This is a genomic window from Pseudomonas sp. RW407 (assembly GCF_003176655.1).
Lineage (GTDB): Bacteria > Pseudomonadota > Gammaproteobacteria > Pseudomonadales > Pseudomonadaceae > Pseudomonas > Pseudomonas delhiensis.
The window spans coordinates 163,411-180,180 of the sequence record NZ_QGSL01000091.1 but is presented as its reverse complement, the minus strand read 5'-3'; the positions used below and the strand labels follow the sequence as shown (position 1 = coordinate 180,180).

The 16,770-nt window shown below is 68.8% G+C and carries 12 protein-coding genes; 4 read left to right on the top strand and 8 right to left on the bottom strand.

The annotated features are described in order from the left end of the window. Complete coding sequence (locus DK254_RS13145; protein ID WP_109934122.1) at positions 1 to 855, top strand: 23S rRNA (adenine(2030)-N(6))-methyltransferase RlmJ; 855 nt, start codon at positions 1 to 3, stop codon at positions 853 to 855. Between the two features lie 195 nt (positions 856 to 1,050). On the opposite strand, the gene msrA is transcribed toward DK254_RS13145, so the two are convergent. From msrA to DK254_RS13110, 7 genes are all read right to left on the bottom strand, one after another. Further along, entirely contained in the window at positions 1,051 to 1,698 is a 648-nt protein-coding gene (gene msrA, locus DK254_RS13140) for a peptide-methionine (S)-S-oxide reductase MsrA (protein WP_109934121.1), read from the bottom strand. Between the two features lie 83 nt (positions 1,699 to 1,781). Next, positions 1,782 to 4,469, bottom strand: coding sequence for a bifunctional diguanylate cyclase/phosphodiesterase (locus tag DK254_RS13135; RefSeq protein ID WP_109934120.1), 2,688 nt, complete (start codon positions 4,467 to 4,469; stop codon positions 1,782 to 1,784). Positions 4,470 to 4,768: 299 nt separating this feature from the next. After that, positions 4,769 to 6,391 (bottom strand): dihydrolipoyllysine-residue acetyltransferase, encoded by a 1,623-nt coding sequence (gene aceF / locus DK254_RS13130; protein WP_109934119.1) that lies wholly within the window; start codon positions 6,389 to 6,391, stop codon positions 4,769 to 4,771. An 11-nt stretch (positions 6,392 to 6,402) separates the two neighbouring features. Continuing rightward, positions 6,403 to 9,051, bottom strand: coding sequence for a pyruvate dehydrogenase (acetyl-transferring), homodimeric type (gene aceE, locus DK254_RS13125; protein ID WP_109934118.1), 2,649 nt, complete (start codon positions 9,049 to 9,051; stop codon positions 6,403 to 6,405). A gap of 217 nt (positions 9,052 to 9,268) precedes the next feature. Continuing rightward, positions 9,269 to 10,234: a DNA-binding protein gene (locus DK254_RS13120; RefSeq protein WP_109934117.1), complete on the bottom strand. Its 966-nt coding sequence runs from the start codon at positions 10,232 to 10,234 to the stop codon at positions 9,269 to 9,271. 152 nt (positions 10,235 to 10,386) lie between these two features. After that, positions 10,387 to 10,701: a hypothetical protein gene (locus DK254_RS13115; RefSeq protein WP_109934116.1), complete on the bottom strand. Its 315-nt coding sequence runs from the start codon at positions 10,699 to 10,701 to the stop codon at positions 10,387 to 10,389. A gap of 137 nt (positions 10,702 to 10,838) precedes the next feature. After that, positions 10,839 to 11,348 (bottom strand): DUF4142 domain-containing protein, encoded by a 510-nt coding sequence (locus DK254_RS13110; protein ID WP_109934115.1) that lies wholly within the window; start codon positions 11,346 to 11,348, stop codon positions 10,839 to 10,841. A 164-nt stretch (positions 11,349 to 11,512) separates the two neighbouring features. Here DK254_RS13110 and DK254_RS13105 point away from each other — a divergent pair, with 164 nt between their 5' ends. From DK254_RS13105 to DK254_RS13095, 3 genes are all read left to right on the top strand, one after another. Continuing rightward, the gene (locus tag DK254_RS13105) at positions 11,513 to 12,010 is read left to right on the top strand and encodes a sigma-70 family RNA polymerase sigma factor (protein ID WP_109934114.1); all 498 of its coding nucleotides are present in this window, start codon (positions 11,513 to 11,515) and stop codon (positions 12,008 to 12,010) included. Between the two features lie 62 nt (positions 12,011 to 12,072). Continuing rightward, on the top strand, positions 12,073 to 13,035 hold the full coding sequence (locus DK254_RS13100) for a FecR family protein (protein WP_109934113.1): 963 nt from the start codon (positions 12,073 to 12,075) through the stop codon (positions 13,033 to 13,035). 119 nt (positions 13,036 to 13,154) lie between these two features. Next, entirely contained in the window at positions 13,155 to 15,563 is a 2,409-nt protein-coding gene (locus tag DK254_RS13095; RefSeq protein ID WP_109934112.1) for a TonB-dependent siderophore receptor, read from the top strand. An 812-nt stretch (positions 15,564 to 16,375) separates the two neighbouring features. On the opposite strand, the gene DK254_RS13090 is transcribed toward DK254_RS13095, so the two are convergent. Continuing rightward, positions 16,376 to 16,762, bottom strand: coding sequence for a hypothetical protein (locus DK254_RS13090; protein ID WP_109934111.1), 387 nt, complete (start codon positions 16,760 to 16,762; stop codon positions 16,376 to 16,378). Positions 16,763 to 16,770: the final 8 nt, after the last annotated feature.

The window sequence follows — 16,770 nt, the reverse complement described above, 5'->3', positions numbered from 1 at the left end:
ATGAACTACCGTCACGCCTACCACGCCGGCAACCACGCCGATGTCCTCAAGCACCTGGTCCTGTCGCGGATCTTCGCCCTGATGGTACGCAAGGACACGCCCTTCGCCTTCCTCGACAGCCATTCCGGCATCGGCCTGTACGACCTGCAGGGCGACGAGGCCAGCCGCACCGGCGAGTGGGAAGCGGGCATCGGCCGCCTGTGGCAGCTCGACGAAGTGCCGGAACTGGCGGCGGACTACATGGAAGTGGTGCGCGCGCTGAACCCCGACGGCGAACTGCAGTACTACCCCGGCTCGCCCGAGCTGGCGCGGCGCCTGACGCGTTCCCAGGACCGCGTGCACCTGAACGAGCTGCACCCGGAGGACGGCCGCCTGCTCAAGGCCAACATGGGCGGCGAGCGGCGCATCGCCGTGCACCAGAACGACGGCTGGCTGCTGCCGCGGGCGCTGCTGCCGGTGCAGGAGAAGCGCGGCGTGCTGCTGATCGACCCGCCCTTCGAGGAGGCCGACGAACTGGAACGCTGCGTCATCGCCCTGGAAGAGGCCATCGGGCGCATGCGCCAGACGGTGGTGGCGATCTGGTACCCGATCAAGGACGAACGCCAGCTCAAGCGCTTCTACCAGGGCCTGGAACGCAGCAAGGCGCCCAAGCTGCTGCGCGTGGAGCTGCTGGTGCACCCGGCGGACAGCGCCGACCGCCTCAACGGCTCCGGCCTGGCCATCGCCAACCCGCCGTGGCCGCTGGAGGACGAACTGCGCGAGCTGCTGCCCTGGCTGGCCGAGGTGCTGGCGCAGAGCGAGGGCGGCTGGCGGCTGGATTGGCTGATCGAAGAAGCTGCAAGCGGCAAGCTTTAAGCCTCAAGCAAGAGCATCCAGGGCGTAGGGCGTATAACCGTTCGCGGTTATACGCCGTTGGTCGGGTCTCTCCTGGCGCCCTGGTGCCAGGGCCAATCGGCGGATAACGCTGGCGCGTTATGCGCCCTACGATGTTGGGCTTGCAGCTTGCAGCTTGCAGCTTGCAGCTTGCAGCTTGCAGCTTGCAGCCTCCGGCTACGCCGGCAGGCACACCCCGGTCCCACCCAGCCCGCAATAGCCGTTGGGGTTCTTCGCCAGGTACTGCTGGTGGTAGGCCTCGGCGTAGTAGAACGGCGGCACCTCGCGGATCTCGGTGGTGATCTCGCCGTAGCCGCTGGCGCTCAGTTCCTGCTGGAAGGCCGCGCGGCTGGCTTCCACCGCGGCCTTCTGCGCCTGGTCGTACCAGTAGATGGCCGAGCGGTACTGGGTGCCGGTGTCGCCGCCCTGGCGCATGCCCTGGGTCGGGTCGTGGGATTCCCAGAACACCTTGAGCAGCTGCTCCAGGCTGGTCTGCTGCGGGTCGAACACCACCAGCACCACCTCGCTGTGCCCGGTCAGGCCGGAGCAGACCTCGTCGTAGGTGGGGTTGGGCGTCAGGCCGCCGGCATAGCCCACCGCGGTGACCCACACCCCCGTCTGCTGCCAGAAGCGCCGCTCGGCACCCCAGAAGCAGCCGAGGCCGAGGACGATCTGCTGCAGGCCGCCGGGGAACGGCGGGCACAGCGGGTGGCCGTTGACGTAGTGGGTCTCCGGCACCGGCATCGGCGCTTCGCGGCCGGGCAGGGCCTGGGCCTGGGTGGGCAGCTCCTGCTTGTGCACGAGTATCTGCGAGCGGAGGGTCATGGCGTGGGTCTCCTTTGTCCTGGGTGGCGATAGACGCGCGAAGACCCTGGAGATTACAGCCTTTGTCCGGGCGGTGGGGCTTTTCAGTCGCCGCGGCAGGGGTAGCGCTGCAGGCTGCTGGCGAGCAGGGCGCCGGGGATCGGCTTGTCGAACAGGTAGCCCTGGCCGATGTCGCAGCGGTTGCGCCGCAGGAAGGCCAGCTGCGCCGCGGTCTCGACGCCTTCGGCGACTACCTGCAGCTTGAGGTTGTGGGCCATGGCGATCACCGCCGAGGTGATTTCCATGTCGTCCTGGTTGTCGGGGATGTCCTTGATGAAGCTGCGGTCGATCTTGATCACGTCGATGGGGAACTTCTTCAGGTAGCTCAGCGACGAGTAGCCGGTGCCGAAGTCGTCCATGGCCAGGGTCAGGCCCAGTTGCTTGAGGCGTTCCAGCTGCTGCTTGGTGTCGGCGGTGGCGTCCAGCAGCAGGCTTTCGGTCAGCTCCAGTTCCAGGCGCCCGGCCGGTACCTGTTCTTCATGGAGGATGGCGGCGATGGAGCCGACCAGGTCGGGGTCGCTGAACTGCTTGGGCGACAGGTTGATGGCGATGTTCAGGTCGCCCAGACCGGTTTCCGCCAGCTCGCGGCCCTTGCGGCAGGCCTCGCGGATCACCCACTTGCCGATGGGGATGATCAGCCCGGTTTCCTCGGCCACGCTGATGAACTGGTCCGGGCGGATCATGCCCTTCTCCGGGTGCTGCCAGCGCAGCAGCGCCTCCAGGCCTAGCAGCTGGCCGCTGCGCAGGCACAGCTTGGGCTGGTAGTGCACCGCCAGCTCGTTCTGCACCAGGGCGCGGCGCAGGTTGCTCTCGACGAACAGCTTGTGGCTGGCCTCGGCGGTCATTTCCTCGGTGAAGGTCTGCAGCTGGTGCTTGCCGTTGGCCTTGGCCTTGTGCAGGGCCAGGCCGGCGTTCTTCATCAGCGTCTGCGGGTCCTGGCCGTGCTGCGGCGCGTAGGCCAGGCCGATGGAGCCGGTGATGTTGATCAGCTGGTTGTCGACGAACAGCGGCTTGTCGAGCACGTCGAGGATCTGCGCCGCCACCCGCTCGCCGCGGCCGGGGCTGGATTCCTCCAGCAGCACGGCGAATTCGTTGCTGGCGAAGCGCGCCAGGGTGGTGCCGTCCACCAGGCTGCTGCGCAGGCGCCGGGCGAGGCTGGCGAGGAGTTTGTCGCCGGTCTGGTGGCCGAGGCTGTCGTTGATCCGCTTGAAGTTGTCGATGTCCACCAGCAGCAGGCCCAGGGGCGGGCCGGAGCCGGCGCGCAGGCGTTCTTCCAGCACGTTGATGAAGTAGTGCCGGTTGGCCAGGCCGGTGAGGTTGTCGCGGTAGGCGAGCTTCTCGATGTGCTGCTGGGCCAGCTTGCTCTGGGTGATGTCCTCGTAGATGCCGATGTAGTGGGTCAGCTCGCCGTCGTCGGCGTAGACCTTGGACAGCGACAGCTGCCCCCAGTAGGGCTCGAGGTTCTTGCGCCGGCTGCGGAACTCGCCCTGCCAGCTGTTCTGGTTGACCAGGGTGGAGCGCGCGTCGAACAGCAGCTCGCTGAGGTTGGCCAGGGCCGGCACTTCGGCCAGGCGGCGGCCGCGCACCTCGTCGGCGCCGTACTGGGTGATGGCGGTGAAGCTGGGGTTGACGTACTCGATGACGCCGTCGCGGTCGATCAGCAGGAAGGCGTTGGCGCTCTGCTCGACGGCGCGCTGGAACAGGTGCAGGGCGCTGGAGGCGCTGCGCCGCTCGTGGTTCATCAGGACCTGGGCGTACTGGTCGGCCAGCTCGCCGGCGAAGGCGATCTCGTCGCTCTGCCACAGGCGCACTTCGCCGATGTGCTCCAGGCAGAGCACGCCGACCACCTCGCCGCCGACGCGGATGGTGGCGTCGAGCATGGCGCTGATGCCCTGCGGGCGCAGGTAGGCCTCGGCCAGCTCGCGGGTGCGCGGGTCCTGCAGGACGTTGTGCGCGTCGATGGCGCGGCCGCTGTTGATGGCGTCCAGGTAGTTGGGGTAGCGGCTGGCGTCGAAGCCGCGCGGCAGCTCGAACTGGTCGATGTCGCGGCGGTACACCGCCAGCGGCTCCATGTGGTCGTCGTCGGTCAGCCGCCAGATGCCGGCGCGGGCCACGTCGTAGGCCTCGCTGGCGGCCTGGGCGATCAGCTGCGCGGCCTCCAGCAGCGGGTCGCTGGACTGGTAGCGGTGCCGCGCCAGGCGCACGATCAGGTTCTGCTGGGCGCGCGAGCGCACCAGGTGCTGTAGGTGCTCGTCCTGGGAGCGCTGGTACATCTCCAGGGACATCTGCAGGCGCAGGTTCTGTTCCGCCAACTCGCCCTGGGTTTCCTGGCGGGCGCCTTCCTCGTCCTGCAGCAGGTAGCCGTGGAGCAGCTGGCGGCCGCGCTGCTGGAAGGCCTCGCCGACTTCCAGCAGGTTCAGCACGCCGCGGGGCGTGTGCAGGGAGTAGCGCACCTGGTAGTGGGCATGTTCCACCAGTTGCTGCTGGATCTGTTCGTGCAGGCGGTGCCGCGCCTCGGGTTCCATCAGGCTGGCGTAGGGGGCGTCGAGCAGGCCGCAGAGCTCGGCGGCGGCGACGCCGAAGGCGCGCTCGCAGGCCGGGTCGAGGAACAGCAGGGTCCAGCTCGGTTCATTCAACCGCTCGAAGCGCAGCAACCCCAGCCGCGAAGGGACGGGGAGCTGGGTGACAGCCTCGACCGCCGGGCGATTGGCGGTATCGGGATGACTCTTCATGCTCGGCGGTTTTCCAATACTGGGCGAGGTACTTTGCCTCGGCCGACTTCTGCTGGGCGAAGGCAAGGGTGCATGATGCGGTTTTGTCTGACAAGCAATGCCTGTATCGGCGGGACCGGGAGGATTTTGAGCCGCGTGCGGGGTGCCGTTGATCGGAGAATGCCACGCGTCATGGCGTTTTGCCATTATCGCGGCTGGCGGAAATAAAAAAAGCCCCGTCATCCGGCGGGGCTGGAGAGAACGAGCGTGGCGTGCCCGTTGGTGGAAAGCGATCGGCCCCCGGGCGGGGGCCGATGCGGTTACAGCAGCAGGGTGCGGATGTCGCCGAGCAGCTCGCCCAGGCGCTTGGTGAAGCGCGCGGCGGCGGCGCCGTTGATCACCCGGTGGTCGTAGGACAGCGACAGCGGCAGCATCAGGCGCGGCTGGAAGGTCTTGCCGTCCCAGACCGGCTGCATGGAAGCCTTGCTCACTCCCAGGATCGCCACTTCCGGCGCGTTGACGATCGGCGTGAAGCCGGTGCCGCCGATGTGCCCGAGGCTGGAGATGGTGAAGCAGGCACCCTGCATGGCGTCGGCCGAGAGTTTCTTGGAGCGCGCCTTCTCCGCCAGTTCCGCGGCCTCGGCGGCCAGCTGCAGCAGGCTCTTGCGGTCGACGTCGCGGATCACCGGCACCAGCAGGCCGTCCGGGGTGTCCACGGCGAAGCCGATGTGCACGTACTTCTTGCGGATCAGCGCCTTGCCGCTGGGGGCCAGGGAGCTGTTGAAGTCCGGCAGCTCCCTGAGCAGGTGGGCGCAGGCCTTGAGCAGGATCGGCAGGATGGTCAGCTTGGTGCCGGCCTTTTCCGCCACCGCCTTCTGCGCCACGCGGAAGGCTTCCACCTCGGTGATGTCGGCCGACTCGAACTGGGTCACGTGGGGCACGTTCAGCCAGCTGCGGTGCAGGTTGGCGGCGCCGACCTGCATCAGGCGGGTCATGGCCACTTCTTCCACTTCGCCGAACTTGCTGAAGTCGACTTCCGGGATCGGCGGGATGCCCGCGCCGCCGCCGGCTCCCACCGCCGCGCCCTTGGGCCGTTGCAGCTGCTCCTTGACGAACAGTTGCACGTCTTCCTTGAGGATGCGGCCCTTGGGCCCGGTGGCCTTCACTTCCGCCAGTTCGACGCCGAACTCGCGGGCCAGCATGCGCACGGCCGGGCCGGCGTGGACCTTGGTGCCATCGCGGCTGGGCGCGCCCACCGGCGGGGGCGCCTCGGCCTTGGCCGGCGCGGCGGCGGGCGCCGGGGCGCTGGGGGTGGCTTCCGGCGCCGCTGCCGGTGCCGCAGAAGCTGCAGCCGGGGCTGCCTCGCCCTCGGCTTCCAGTTCGAGGATTTCGTCGCCTTCCTTCAATGTGTCGCCAAGCTTCACCTTGAGGGCCTTGACCACGCCGGCGGCGGGCGAGGGGATTTCCATGCTGGCCTTGTCGGACTCCAGGGTCAGCAGGCTCTGGTCGGCCTCGACGCGCTCGCCGACCTTGACCATCAGCTCGATGATCTCGCCCTGGCCGTTGCCGATGTCCGGCACCCGCACCGTCTGTACGCCGCCGCCACTTGCCCGCGGCGTCGGCGCAGGCGCCGGTGCCTCGGCGGGCGCCGCCTCGGGCGCTTCGGCAGCCGGGGCGGGCGCCTCCGCCCTGGGGGCCTCGGCGGCGCCGCCCTCGGCCTCCAGTTCGAGGATTTCGTCGCCCTCCTTCAGGGTGTCGCCGACCTTGACCTTGATGCTCTTCACCACGCCGGCCTTGGGCGCGGGGATTTCCATGCTGGCCTTGTCGGATTCCAGGGTCAGCAGGCTCTGCTCGGCCTCGACCTTGTCGCCAACCTTGACCAGCAGCTCGATGACTTCACCCTGGCCATTGCCGATGTCGGGTACGCGGATCAGCTCGCTCACGATGCGTCTCCTCAGCAGTCCAGGGGGTTGCGCTTGTTCGGGTCGAGGCCGAGCTTGACGATGGTCTCGGCCACCACCTTGGGCTCGATGTCGCCGCGGTCGGCCAGGGACTCCAGCGCCGCCAGGACGATCCAGCGGCGGTCCACCTCGAAGAAGTCGCGCAGCTTGCGGCGGGTGTCGCTGCGGCCGAAGCCGTCGGTGCCCAGCACCTTGTATTCCTTGCCCGGCACCCACTGGCGGATCTGCTCGGCGTACAGCTTCATGTAGTCGGTGGAGGCGATCACCGGGCCCTTGCGGCCTTCCAGGCACTGCTCGACGTAGCTCTTCGCCGGCTTCTGCTCCGGGTGCAGGCGGTTCCAGCGCTCGGTGGCCAGGCCGTCGCGGCGCAGCTCGTTGAAGCTGGGGACCGACCAGACGTCGGCGCCGATGCCGAAGTCCTCGCGGAGGATCTTCGCCGCGGCTTCCACTTCGCGCAGGATGGTGCCCGAGCCCAGCAACTGCACGTGGTGGGCGGCGTCCTTTTTGTCTTCCTCCAGCAGGTACATGCCGCGGATGATGCCTTCCTCCGCGCCGGCGGGCATGGCCGGGTGCGGGTAGTTCTCGTTCATCACGGTGATGTAGTAGAAGATGTTCTGCTGTTCCTGCAGCATGCGCCGCGCGCCGTCGTGGATGATCACCGCCAGCTCGTAGGCGTAGGTGGGGTCGTAGGTGCGGCAGTTGGGGATCACCGAGGCGAGCACGTGGCTCTGGCCGTCCTCGTGCTGCAGGCCTTCGCCGTTGAGGGTGGTGCGCCCGGCGGTGCCGCCGAGCAGGAAGCCGCGGACCATGGCGTCGCCGGCGGCCCAGGCCAGGTCGCCGATGCGCTGGAAGCCGAACATCGAGTAGAAGATGTAGAACGGCAGCATCGGCTGGCGGTAGTTGCTGTAGGCGCTGCCGGCGGCGATGAACGAGGACATGGCGCCGGCCTCGGTGATGCCTTCCTCCAGTATCTGGCCCTTCTTGTCCTCGCGGTAGAACATCAGCTGTTCCTTGTCGACCGGCTCGTACAGCTGGCCCACCGAGGAGTAGATGCCCAGCTGGCGGAACATGCCCTCCATGCCGAAGGTGCGCGCCTCGTCGGGGATGATGGGGACGATGCGCGGGCCCATCTCCTTGTCCTTGATCAGCTGCGAGATGATCCGCACGAAGGCCATGGTGGTGGAGATCTCGCGGTCGCCGGTGCTGTCGAGCATGGCCTTGAGGGTCTCCAGCGGCGGCACCGGCACGCTGAAGGCGTTGCCCGGGCGGTGCGGCACCGAGCCGCCCAGCTCGGCGCGGCGCTCGGCCAGGTACTTGGCCTCGGCGCTGCCCGGCTCGGGCTTGTAGAAGGGCACCTTCTCCAGGTCGGCGTCGCGGATCGGGATGTCGAAGCGGTCGCGGAAGGCGCGCAGGCTGGCCACGTCGATCTCGTGGATGTTGTGGGCGATGTTCTTCGCCTCGCCGGTGCCGGTGCCGTAGCCCTTGATGGTCTTGGCCAGGATCACGCTCGGCTGGCCCTTGTGGTTCACCGCCGCGTGGTAGGCCGCGTAGACCTTGTAGGGGTCGTGGCCGCCGCGGTTGAGCTTCCAGATCTCGTCGTCGGAGAGGTCCTTGACCATCTCCAGCAGTTCCGGGCGGGTGCCGAAGAAGTGCTCGCGCACGTAGGCGCCGTCCTTGGCCTTGTAGTTCTGGTAGTCGCCGTCCACCGCCTCGTCCATGCGCGCCTGCAGCAGGCCGGCGGTGTCCTTGGCGAACAGCGGGTCCCAGAAGCGGCCCCAGATGACCTTGATGACGTTCCAGCTGGCGCCGCGGAACACGCCTTCCAGCTCCTGGATGATCTTGCCGTTGCCGCGCACCGGGCCGTCCAGGCGCTGCAGGTTGCAGTTGACCACGAAGATCAGGTTGTCCAGCTTCTCGCGCCCGGCCAGGGAGATGGCGCCGAGGGATTCGGGCTCGTCGGTCTCGCCGTCGCCGAGGAAGCACCACACGCGCTGCTGGCCCGGGGGAATGAAGCCGCGGCTTTCCAGGTACTTCATGAAGCGCGCCTGGTAGATGGCCTGGATCGGCCCCAGGCCCATGGACACCGTGGGGAACTGCCAGAAGTCCGGCATCAGCCAGGGGTGCGGGTAGGAGGACAGGCCGTGGCCGTCCACCTCCTGGCGGAAGTTCTCCAGCTGCTCCTCGCTCAGGCGCCCCTCGATGAAGGCGCGGGCGTAGATGCCGGGGGAGGCGTGGCCCTGGAAGTAGATGAGGTCGCCGCCATGTTCCTCGGTGGGGGCGCGGAAGAAGTAGTTGAAGCCGATGTCGTAGAGCGTCGCCGAGGAGGCGAAGGTGGAGATGTGGCCGCCCAGGGACGGGTCCTTGTGGTTGGCGCGCATCACCATGGCCAGGGCGTTCCAGCGCACCAGCGAGCGGATGCGCCGCTCCATGAACAGGTCCCCCGGCATTCGCGCCTCGTGGCCCACCGGGATGCTGTTGCGGTAGGGGGTGGTGATGGCGTAGGGCAACTGGGTGCCGGTGCGGCTGGCCAGCTCGCCCATGCGCGTCATCAGGTAGTGGGCGCGCTCTTCGCCTTCGCGGTCGAGCACCGATTCCAGTGCGTCCAGCCACTCCTGGGTTTCAACGGGGTCGATATCGTGCATTGCGGAATACCTTGCCGGTTGCGATAGGTCCACGCTTGTTCAGCGCCCCGGGCAATCCCCCGGCCGAAGGGCCGGAAAGCCGCTGGACCAATCGCCGGCAGGGCCGACGTCCCGGCTTGCGGGAGGTCGCTGGTCGCTGCGAAAGAAACCCGGGTGGTCGCTATAGCCTAGCTGGCGAGACGCGGGGCGCCACCGGCAATAAGTCGCAGAAGGCGCTTCAGGGCGCTTCGTCGCGCAGCGCCAGGCTCAGCTCCTGCAGGCGCTGCTGCAGGGCCTGCAACTGCCGGGACTGCTCGCGGCCGTGCTGCTCCAGGCGCGCCAGTTCCTCGCCCTGGGCCAGGTTGCGCTGCTCCAGCACCGAGCGGGCGCCTTCGGCCTGGGCCCGTTCCTGGCGCAGGGCTTCCATCGCCAGGGCGTGGCGGGCCAGCTGCTGCTGTTGCTCCTGCTGCTGGTCGCGCAGCAGGCGCGCCTCGGTGAGCAGGCGCTCGTTGTCGCGGTTCAGCCGTGTCAGCTCGTCCTGGCGCGCGGCCAGGCCCTGCTGCGCCTGGCGCAGTTCGCCCGCCAGCTGCTGCAGCTGGGCTTCGTGCTGGCGCTGTTGCTGTTCGCGTTCCTGCTTCGCGGCCTGGCGGTAGTGCTCCAGGGAGAGGCGGGCGTGGTTGTGCTTTTCCTCCAGCGCGGCGATCTGCGCGTCGCGTTCGCGCAGGCGGGCCTCCAGGTCGCCGGCGGCCTGGCGCAGGCGGGCGCTGGCCAGCTCGCCCTGGTGCTTCTGCTGGCGGGTCTGCTCCAGCTGCTCGCGGGTTTCCCGCAGTTGCGTCTCCAGCGTCTGGTTCTGGGCCTGCAACTGCTCGATGCGCTGCTGGGCGGTGCGCACCTGCTGCTGGTAGTCCAGCCGCTCGCGGGACAGCCTGGCGCGGTCCTCGGCCACCGAGTCGCGGGCCTCCTGCTGCAGGCGCTCGGCCAGCTGCGCCACCAGGTTGCCCAGCTCTTCGCTGAAGGCGAGGGGACGCCCGGTGCTGCCGCCGGCCTCGGCTTCCAGCTCCTTCAGGTAGCGGTGGATGGTGGTCTTGGAGCCGGTGTTGCCCAGCTCCACGCGCAGGGCGTCGATGCTCGGGTTCTCCCCGCGGGCCAGTATGGCCATGCGTGCCTTCTGTACCAGCACCTTGTTGATCCCGCCCCGTGCCATGGCCGCTCCCGTGATTTCGTAATGTACTACGTAGCATGTAATTACATACTAAAAATGCGCGATGGGGAAGCGCTCGAAGGCCCGCACGCGCCAAATCCGTGGCGCGGTTTGCGTACGAGGTGCGGGCCTGGCGCCCGGGCGGTGGTGCGGGTTCAGCGCCGGCGGTTGATCAGGCAGGCGGCGACCAGCGCTCCGCAGGTGGCGGCGAGGATGAGCGCGACCTGCCAGGGATGCTCGCTGGCGTAGTCGCCACCGCGGCGCAGTGCGCGCCGGCCCTGGTAGGCCAGGCGGTCGCCGATGGCATGGCAGTCGTCCGTCAGGTGGCGCAGGCGCGCCTTGAACGCGGGGATGTCCTTGGCGGCCAGGTCGTGGCTGCCTTCGAGCAGCGCCCCCAGTTCGTCGACCAGGGTCTGCAGTTCGGCCACGCCGTCGTGCCGGCGGGAGGGAAACCATCGATGCGGGGTCATGGGGTTCTCCTGTGGTGTCTTCATGGGGCCGCGTCCGCGCGCTCCTGCGCGGCCCGGAGCCGTCCTGCGTATCGTCCCCAGTAGGTTTAGCCGGTTTCGCCCGGCCCAGGCCGGCCCGCGACGAGGGGCCGCGGCGCTCAGCCGGCGCCATGGGCCTCGGCCAACTGGCGGGCCATCTGCAGGTGCAGGCGCAGCACCGCCAGGTTGTTCTGGGCGAATTGCCGCACGTCCTCGTCGCCGGCCTGTTCCGCCGCCTCGCTGAACAGCTGCAGCGCCTCTTCCTGGGCACGCACCTGGCTGTGGGCGAAGGCTGCGTCGAAGTCGTCCTGGCGCGCCTGCAGCTCCTGCAGCCTGGCGCGGCCGGCCTCGTCGGGCCCTTCGGCCAGTTGCAGGCGGCGGCTTTCGGCCAGGGTCTTGAGCTGGACGTTGGTCTTGGTGTTGTCGTCGATGAGGTGGACGGCGAAGGTCTTCACGTCCGCCGAGCGGCTTTTGCTCAGCGCCATCTTGGCCGCGTCTATGTTGGCCAGGCCGGCGGCCGAGGCCCGGCTGACGAAGTCCTGCACCCCGGCGTCCGCCGCCAGCAGCGGTGCGGATACCAGCAGGGCGCCCCAGAGCAGGGCGCCGCGGAGGATGCCAATGCCTTTCATGTTCGATGCTCCTTCCTCGTTGCGTCTACTGGATTGACGGGCACAGGCGGCCCGGGGTTCCGGCGGCTTGCCGGTGGAAATGCCGCGGGAAGTTGCCGGGCGGAGATTGCCAGCGGAAAACAGGAAGCATTACCATTTGCTCATTCTTCGCGTTTATTCCCCCCATGCCCGCCAAACCACCGCGCAAGCCTGGCCTCTTCGAACACTACGAGGAGCTCATCGGAGCCTGGACCCGCCGCCTGCGCAACCGCGTCGATGCGGAGGACCTGGCCCACGACACCTACCTGCGCCTGCTGGAAACCCCGCAGGCCGCGGTGGCGCAGCCGCGTGCCTACCTGCATCGCACGGCGCGCAACCTGGCCATCGACGCCTTCCGCCGCGAGCAGGCGCACCCGCCGGTGGGCATCGAGCACCTGGACGGGCACGAAGCGCCCGACGGCGACCCGGAGACCACCATGCACGCGGTACAGCTGGCCGGTTCCATCGAACGCGCCCTGGCCGAACTCCCGGCCAATTGCCGCAAGGTGTTCGTCTGGCAGAAGCTGGAGGGGCTGTCCCAGGCGGAAATCGCCGAGCGGCTGGGGTTGAGCAAGAACATGGTGGAAAAATATATGATCCGTACCCTGCGCCACCTCAGGGACCGCCTGGGCGATGCACCGTGATTCACCGTGATGAAGGACCAGCCAGTGAAACCCACCCTCAGGACCGTGCCGGGGAAACGCCCATGGCGCTGACCGAGCCGCCGCGCGACGCCGCCGCCCGCTGGTTCGCGCGCCTCCAGGACGGCGCGCTGGACGCCGCCGGGCAGGCCGCCTTCGAGGCCTGGCTGGCGACGTCGGCGCACCGCCACGAATTCGAGCAGTTGCAGCGCCTGTGGAGCGCCGCCGACCTGATCCCGGCGCAGCGCCTGCGCCAGCTGGCCGCCGACGAGCCCATCACCCTGCGCCCGCGCGGCACGCGGCGGCGCTGGCCGGCGTTCGCCGCGGCGGCCTGCGTGGCCGGGCTGGCCGCCGGCGTCGTGCTGTTCGGTGGCTGGGGCCGCGACTACAGCGCCGAGTTCCACACCGCCCTGGGCGAACGCCGCCAGGTGGAGCTGCCCGACGGCAGCCAGCTGGAACTCAACGGCAACACCCGCCTGCAGGTGCGCTTCCGAGACCTGCGCCGCGACGTGACCCTGGAGCGCGGCGAGGCCATGTTCAGCGTCGCCCATGCCGCCGACCGGCCCTTCGTGGTCGACGCCGGGCTGGGCGCGGTGACCGTCACCGGCACGCGCTTCGACGTGCGCCGCGACGCCGGGGAAGTGCGGGTAGCGGTGGAGGAGGGCAAGGTACGGGTGGCCGGGCGTGACGCGGCCGTCGCCGAACAGCTGCTGACCGCGGGGCTGGGCACGCGCATCGACGCCCGGGGACGGGTGGCGCCGGCCACGGCCACCGACGTCGCCGCACAGACCGCCTGGCGCGACGGGCGCCTGGTGTTCAACGGCGCGAGCCTGGCCGAAGTGGCCCGCGAGGTTTCCCGCTACCGTGCCCAGCCGCTGCGCGTCGCAGGGCCGGAAGTGGCGAAGATGCGCCTGACCAGCGTGTTCCGCGTGGACGACACCGACGCCCTGCTGATGGCGCTGCCGCACCTGCTGCCGGTCAGGGTGCGGGCCTTGCCCGACGGCTCGAGCGAAATAATTCTCCGTTAGATTCAGGTTTTCATCGCCCTGTTTCGTCTTCCCCGGCAAAGGCTCGCCAGGCCCCTTTCCTGCGAGCCGCCATTGGGACCTCAAGGAACAGGAACATCGTGACCAACCCTTCGCTTCGCATGCCTTCCCCCCGCGCCGGCCGGCGCCTGCTGCCACTGGCCCTGAGCCTGGCCATCGCCGCCGCCATCGGCCAGGCCCAGGCCGCCCAGGTGGACATCCACCCGATGCCGCTGAACGACGCGCTCAAGCAACTGGGCCAGCAGACGTCGCTGCAGCTGTTCTTCACCCCCGACCTGGTGGACGGCAAGCAGGCCCCGGCGGTCAGCGGCGAACTGACCCCGGAGCAGGCCCTGGAGCGCCTGCTGCAGGGCAGCGGCCTGGACTACCAGGTGGTCGGCAACGGCATCGTCCTGCGCAAGCGCGCGGCCGGCGCCGACGAGCCGCTGCAGATGGAGTCCTCCGAGGTGAAGGTGGTCGGCGACTGGCTGGCCGACGCCCAGGAACGCGACGTGCAGAACCACCCCGGTGCGCGCACCGTGGTGCGCCGCGAGGCCATGCAGGAGAAGGGCGTGGTCAGCGTGCGCGAGGCGCTGCGCGGCATCCCCGGCGTGCAGGTGCAGGACAACAACGGCACCGGCGGCAGCGACGTCTCCCTCAACGTCGGCGTGCGCGGCCTGACCTCGCGCCTGTCGCCGCGCTCCACCATCCTCATCGACGGCGTGCCGGCCGCCGTGGCGCCCTACGGCCAGCCGCAGCTGTCGATGTTCCCCGGCGTGGCCGGCAGCTACGACAGCATCGACGTGGTGCGCGGCGCCGGTTCCGTGCGCTACGGCCCGCAGAACGTCGGCGGGGTGATCAACTTCGTCACCCGCGCCATTCCCGAGAAATTCTCCGGCGAGGTGGGCACCACCGTCGAGCACGCCGGCCACGGCGGCTGGAAGCAGATGCAGAACGCCTTCATCGGCGGCACCGCCGACAACGGCATCGGCATGGCCCTGCTGTATTCCGGGGTGAAGGGCGACGGCTACCGCGACAGCAACAACCACAACGACATCGACGACGTTACCCTGAAGACCCACTGGGCGCCCACCGACGCCGACGATTTCGCGCTGAACCTGCACTACTACGACGGCACCGCCGACATGCCCGGCGGCCTGACCCAGGCGCAGTACGACCACGACCCCTACCAGTCGGTGCGCGACTACGACAACTTCCGCGGCCGCCGCAGCGACGGCTCGCTCAAGTGGACGCGCAAGATCGACGACCTGACCCAGCTGGAAGTGCTGACCTACTACAGCGACAGCTTCCGCGGCAGCGACATCGCCAACCGCGACCTCAAGACCCTCGCGTCCTACCCGCGCGACTACCACACCTTCGGCTTCGAGCCGCGCCTGTCGCGGATCTTCTTCCTCGGCCCGACCACCCAGGAAGCCAGCGTCGGCTACCGCTACCTGAAGGAAGACATGGAAGAGCGCGCCTCCCAGGTAGCCCTGGTGAACAACGTGCCCACGCCGCAACCCGGCGCCGACGGCCACGTCTACCAGGACCGCACCGGCGGCACCGAGGCCAACTCGCTGTACATCGACGACAAGATCGACGTCGGCAACTGGACGGTGACCCCCGGCATCCGCTTCGAGCGCATCTCCACCGACTGGCAGGACCGCCCGGTGCTGGACAACAAGGGCAAGCCGGTGCAGGCGAAGAACCGCAGCAAGGACTACAACGAGCCGCTGCCGGCGCTGAGCGTGATGTACCACGTCTCCGACGCCTGGAAGCTGTTCGCCAACTACGAGACCTCCTTCGGCAGCCTGCAGTACTTCCAGCTCGGCCAGGGCGGCCGCGGCGACCAGACCGCCGACGGCCTGGAGCCGGAGAAGGCGCGCACCTACGAGCTCGGCACGCGCTACGACGACGGCGCCTGGGGCGGCGAGGTGACGCTGTTCTACATCGACTTCGACGACGAGCTGCAGTACATCAGCAACGACGTGGGCTGGACCAACCTGGGCGCCACCAAGCACCAGGGCATCGAGACCTCGCTGCACTACGACCTGGCGGCGCTCGACCCGCGCCTGGAAGGCCTGTCCGCCTACGGCACCCTGACCTACACCCGCGCCACCTACGAAGGCGAGATCCCCGGCTTCAAGGGCCGCGACCTGCCGTTCTACTCGCGCCAGGTGGCCACCCTGGGCCTGCGCTACGTACGCGACCGCTGGACCTACAACGTCGACGCCTTCGCCCAGTCGAAACAGCGCTCCCCCGGCCCGAGCACCAACGCCGACGGCAGCTTCACCCACAACTACATCACCGAGCCGACCGCCGACGGCCAGTACGGCGACATCCCCGGCTACGCCCTGTGGAACGCCCGGGTGGGCTACGACTTCGGCCCGCAGCTGTCCAACCTCAAGCTCGGCGCGGGGGTGAAGAACATCTTCGACAAGGAGAGCTTCACCCGCTCCAGCGACAACAACGCCGGCATCTACGCCGGCCAGCCGCGGACGTTCTTCGTGCAGGCGAGCGTGGGGTTCTGAGCGGGAGAGGGTGCGGAGCTCGATCCGGGGTGAGGTATTCGGATAACGCCATGATCGCGGACAGAGTCCGCTCCTACGGTTCCAGGAAGCACGGTCGTAGGAGCGGACTCCGTCCGCGATTGGACTCACCGGCGGCACGAATGGCGGCGGATAACCGCGAACGGTTATTCGCCCTACGGACTTGCCGGCTGATGGCGCGTTATCCGTTTGCTCGGGACAGCCCCTCTCCCTGCAGCGCGGGCCGCGTAGACGAGGGTTGGGGGATAGGGCACCGTCCGGCGTGAACGGGAAGTTCTGCGTCAGCCGGAAATGCCGGCATCACCGGCTGGCACGACACTCACGCTGGGCACGGATAGCCCCCTCTCCCTTCAGGGAGAGGGCTGGGGAGAGGGTGCGGAGCTCGATTCGGGGTGAGGTATTCGGATAACGCCATGATCGCGGACAGAGTCCGCTCCTACGGCTCCAGGAAGCACGGTCGTAGGAGCGGACTCCGTCCGCGATTGGACTCACCGGCGGCACGAAATGGCGGCGGATAACCGCGAACGGTTATTCGCCCTACGGACTTGCCGGCTGACGCTGCGTTATCCGTTTGCTCGGGACAGCCCCCTCTCCCTTCAGGGAGAGGGCTGGGGAGAGGGGACGGAGCTCGATCCCAGTGATGGCGTTTCCCCTGACACCAAGCCCCCTCCCTAGCCCTCCCCCTGAAGGGAGAGGGGACCGTTCGGCGTGAACGGGAAGTCCGGCGTCAGCCGGAAACGCCGGCATTGCCGGCTGGTACGACACCCATCCTACGCAAGCCCCATATGCCAGGCTCATCCACCCGCCGGACTGAATCGACGAATAGCCTCCAGCACCGTATCGCGGTCGCCGCGCAGCGGCTGGCTGCCCAGGTACTCGACGAACCGCGGATCGTCCAGCAGCACGAGGAAGCGCTCGCCGTCCCCGGTCAGGCGTTCGCCGTCGCTGGTGGTGCCGACCTCGTTGCCGTGGTAGAGGGCTTCCAGCAGGCCCAGGCGGCGCATCAGGTCGGTGAGGATCAGCGCGTTGGCGATGACCACGTCGGCATCCGGCGCCTCCGCGCCCAGGCGGCGGTGCAGTTCGGCGTGGTAGTGGCGGGCGATGGCCTCCGCCGGGAAGGGACCGCCGTCGGCGCGGCGGGCGCCCTCCAGCAGGCGCTTGGTCAGTTCCAGGTCGATCATGGCTTGGT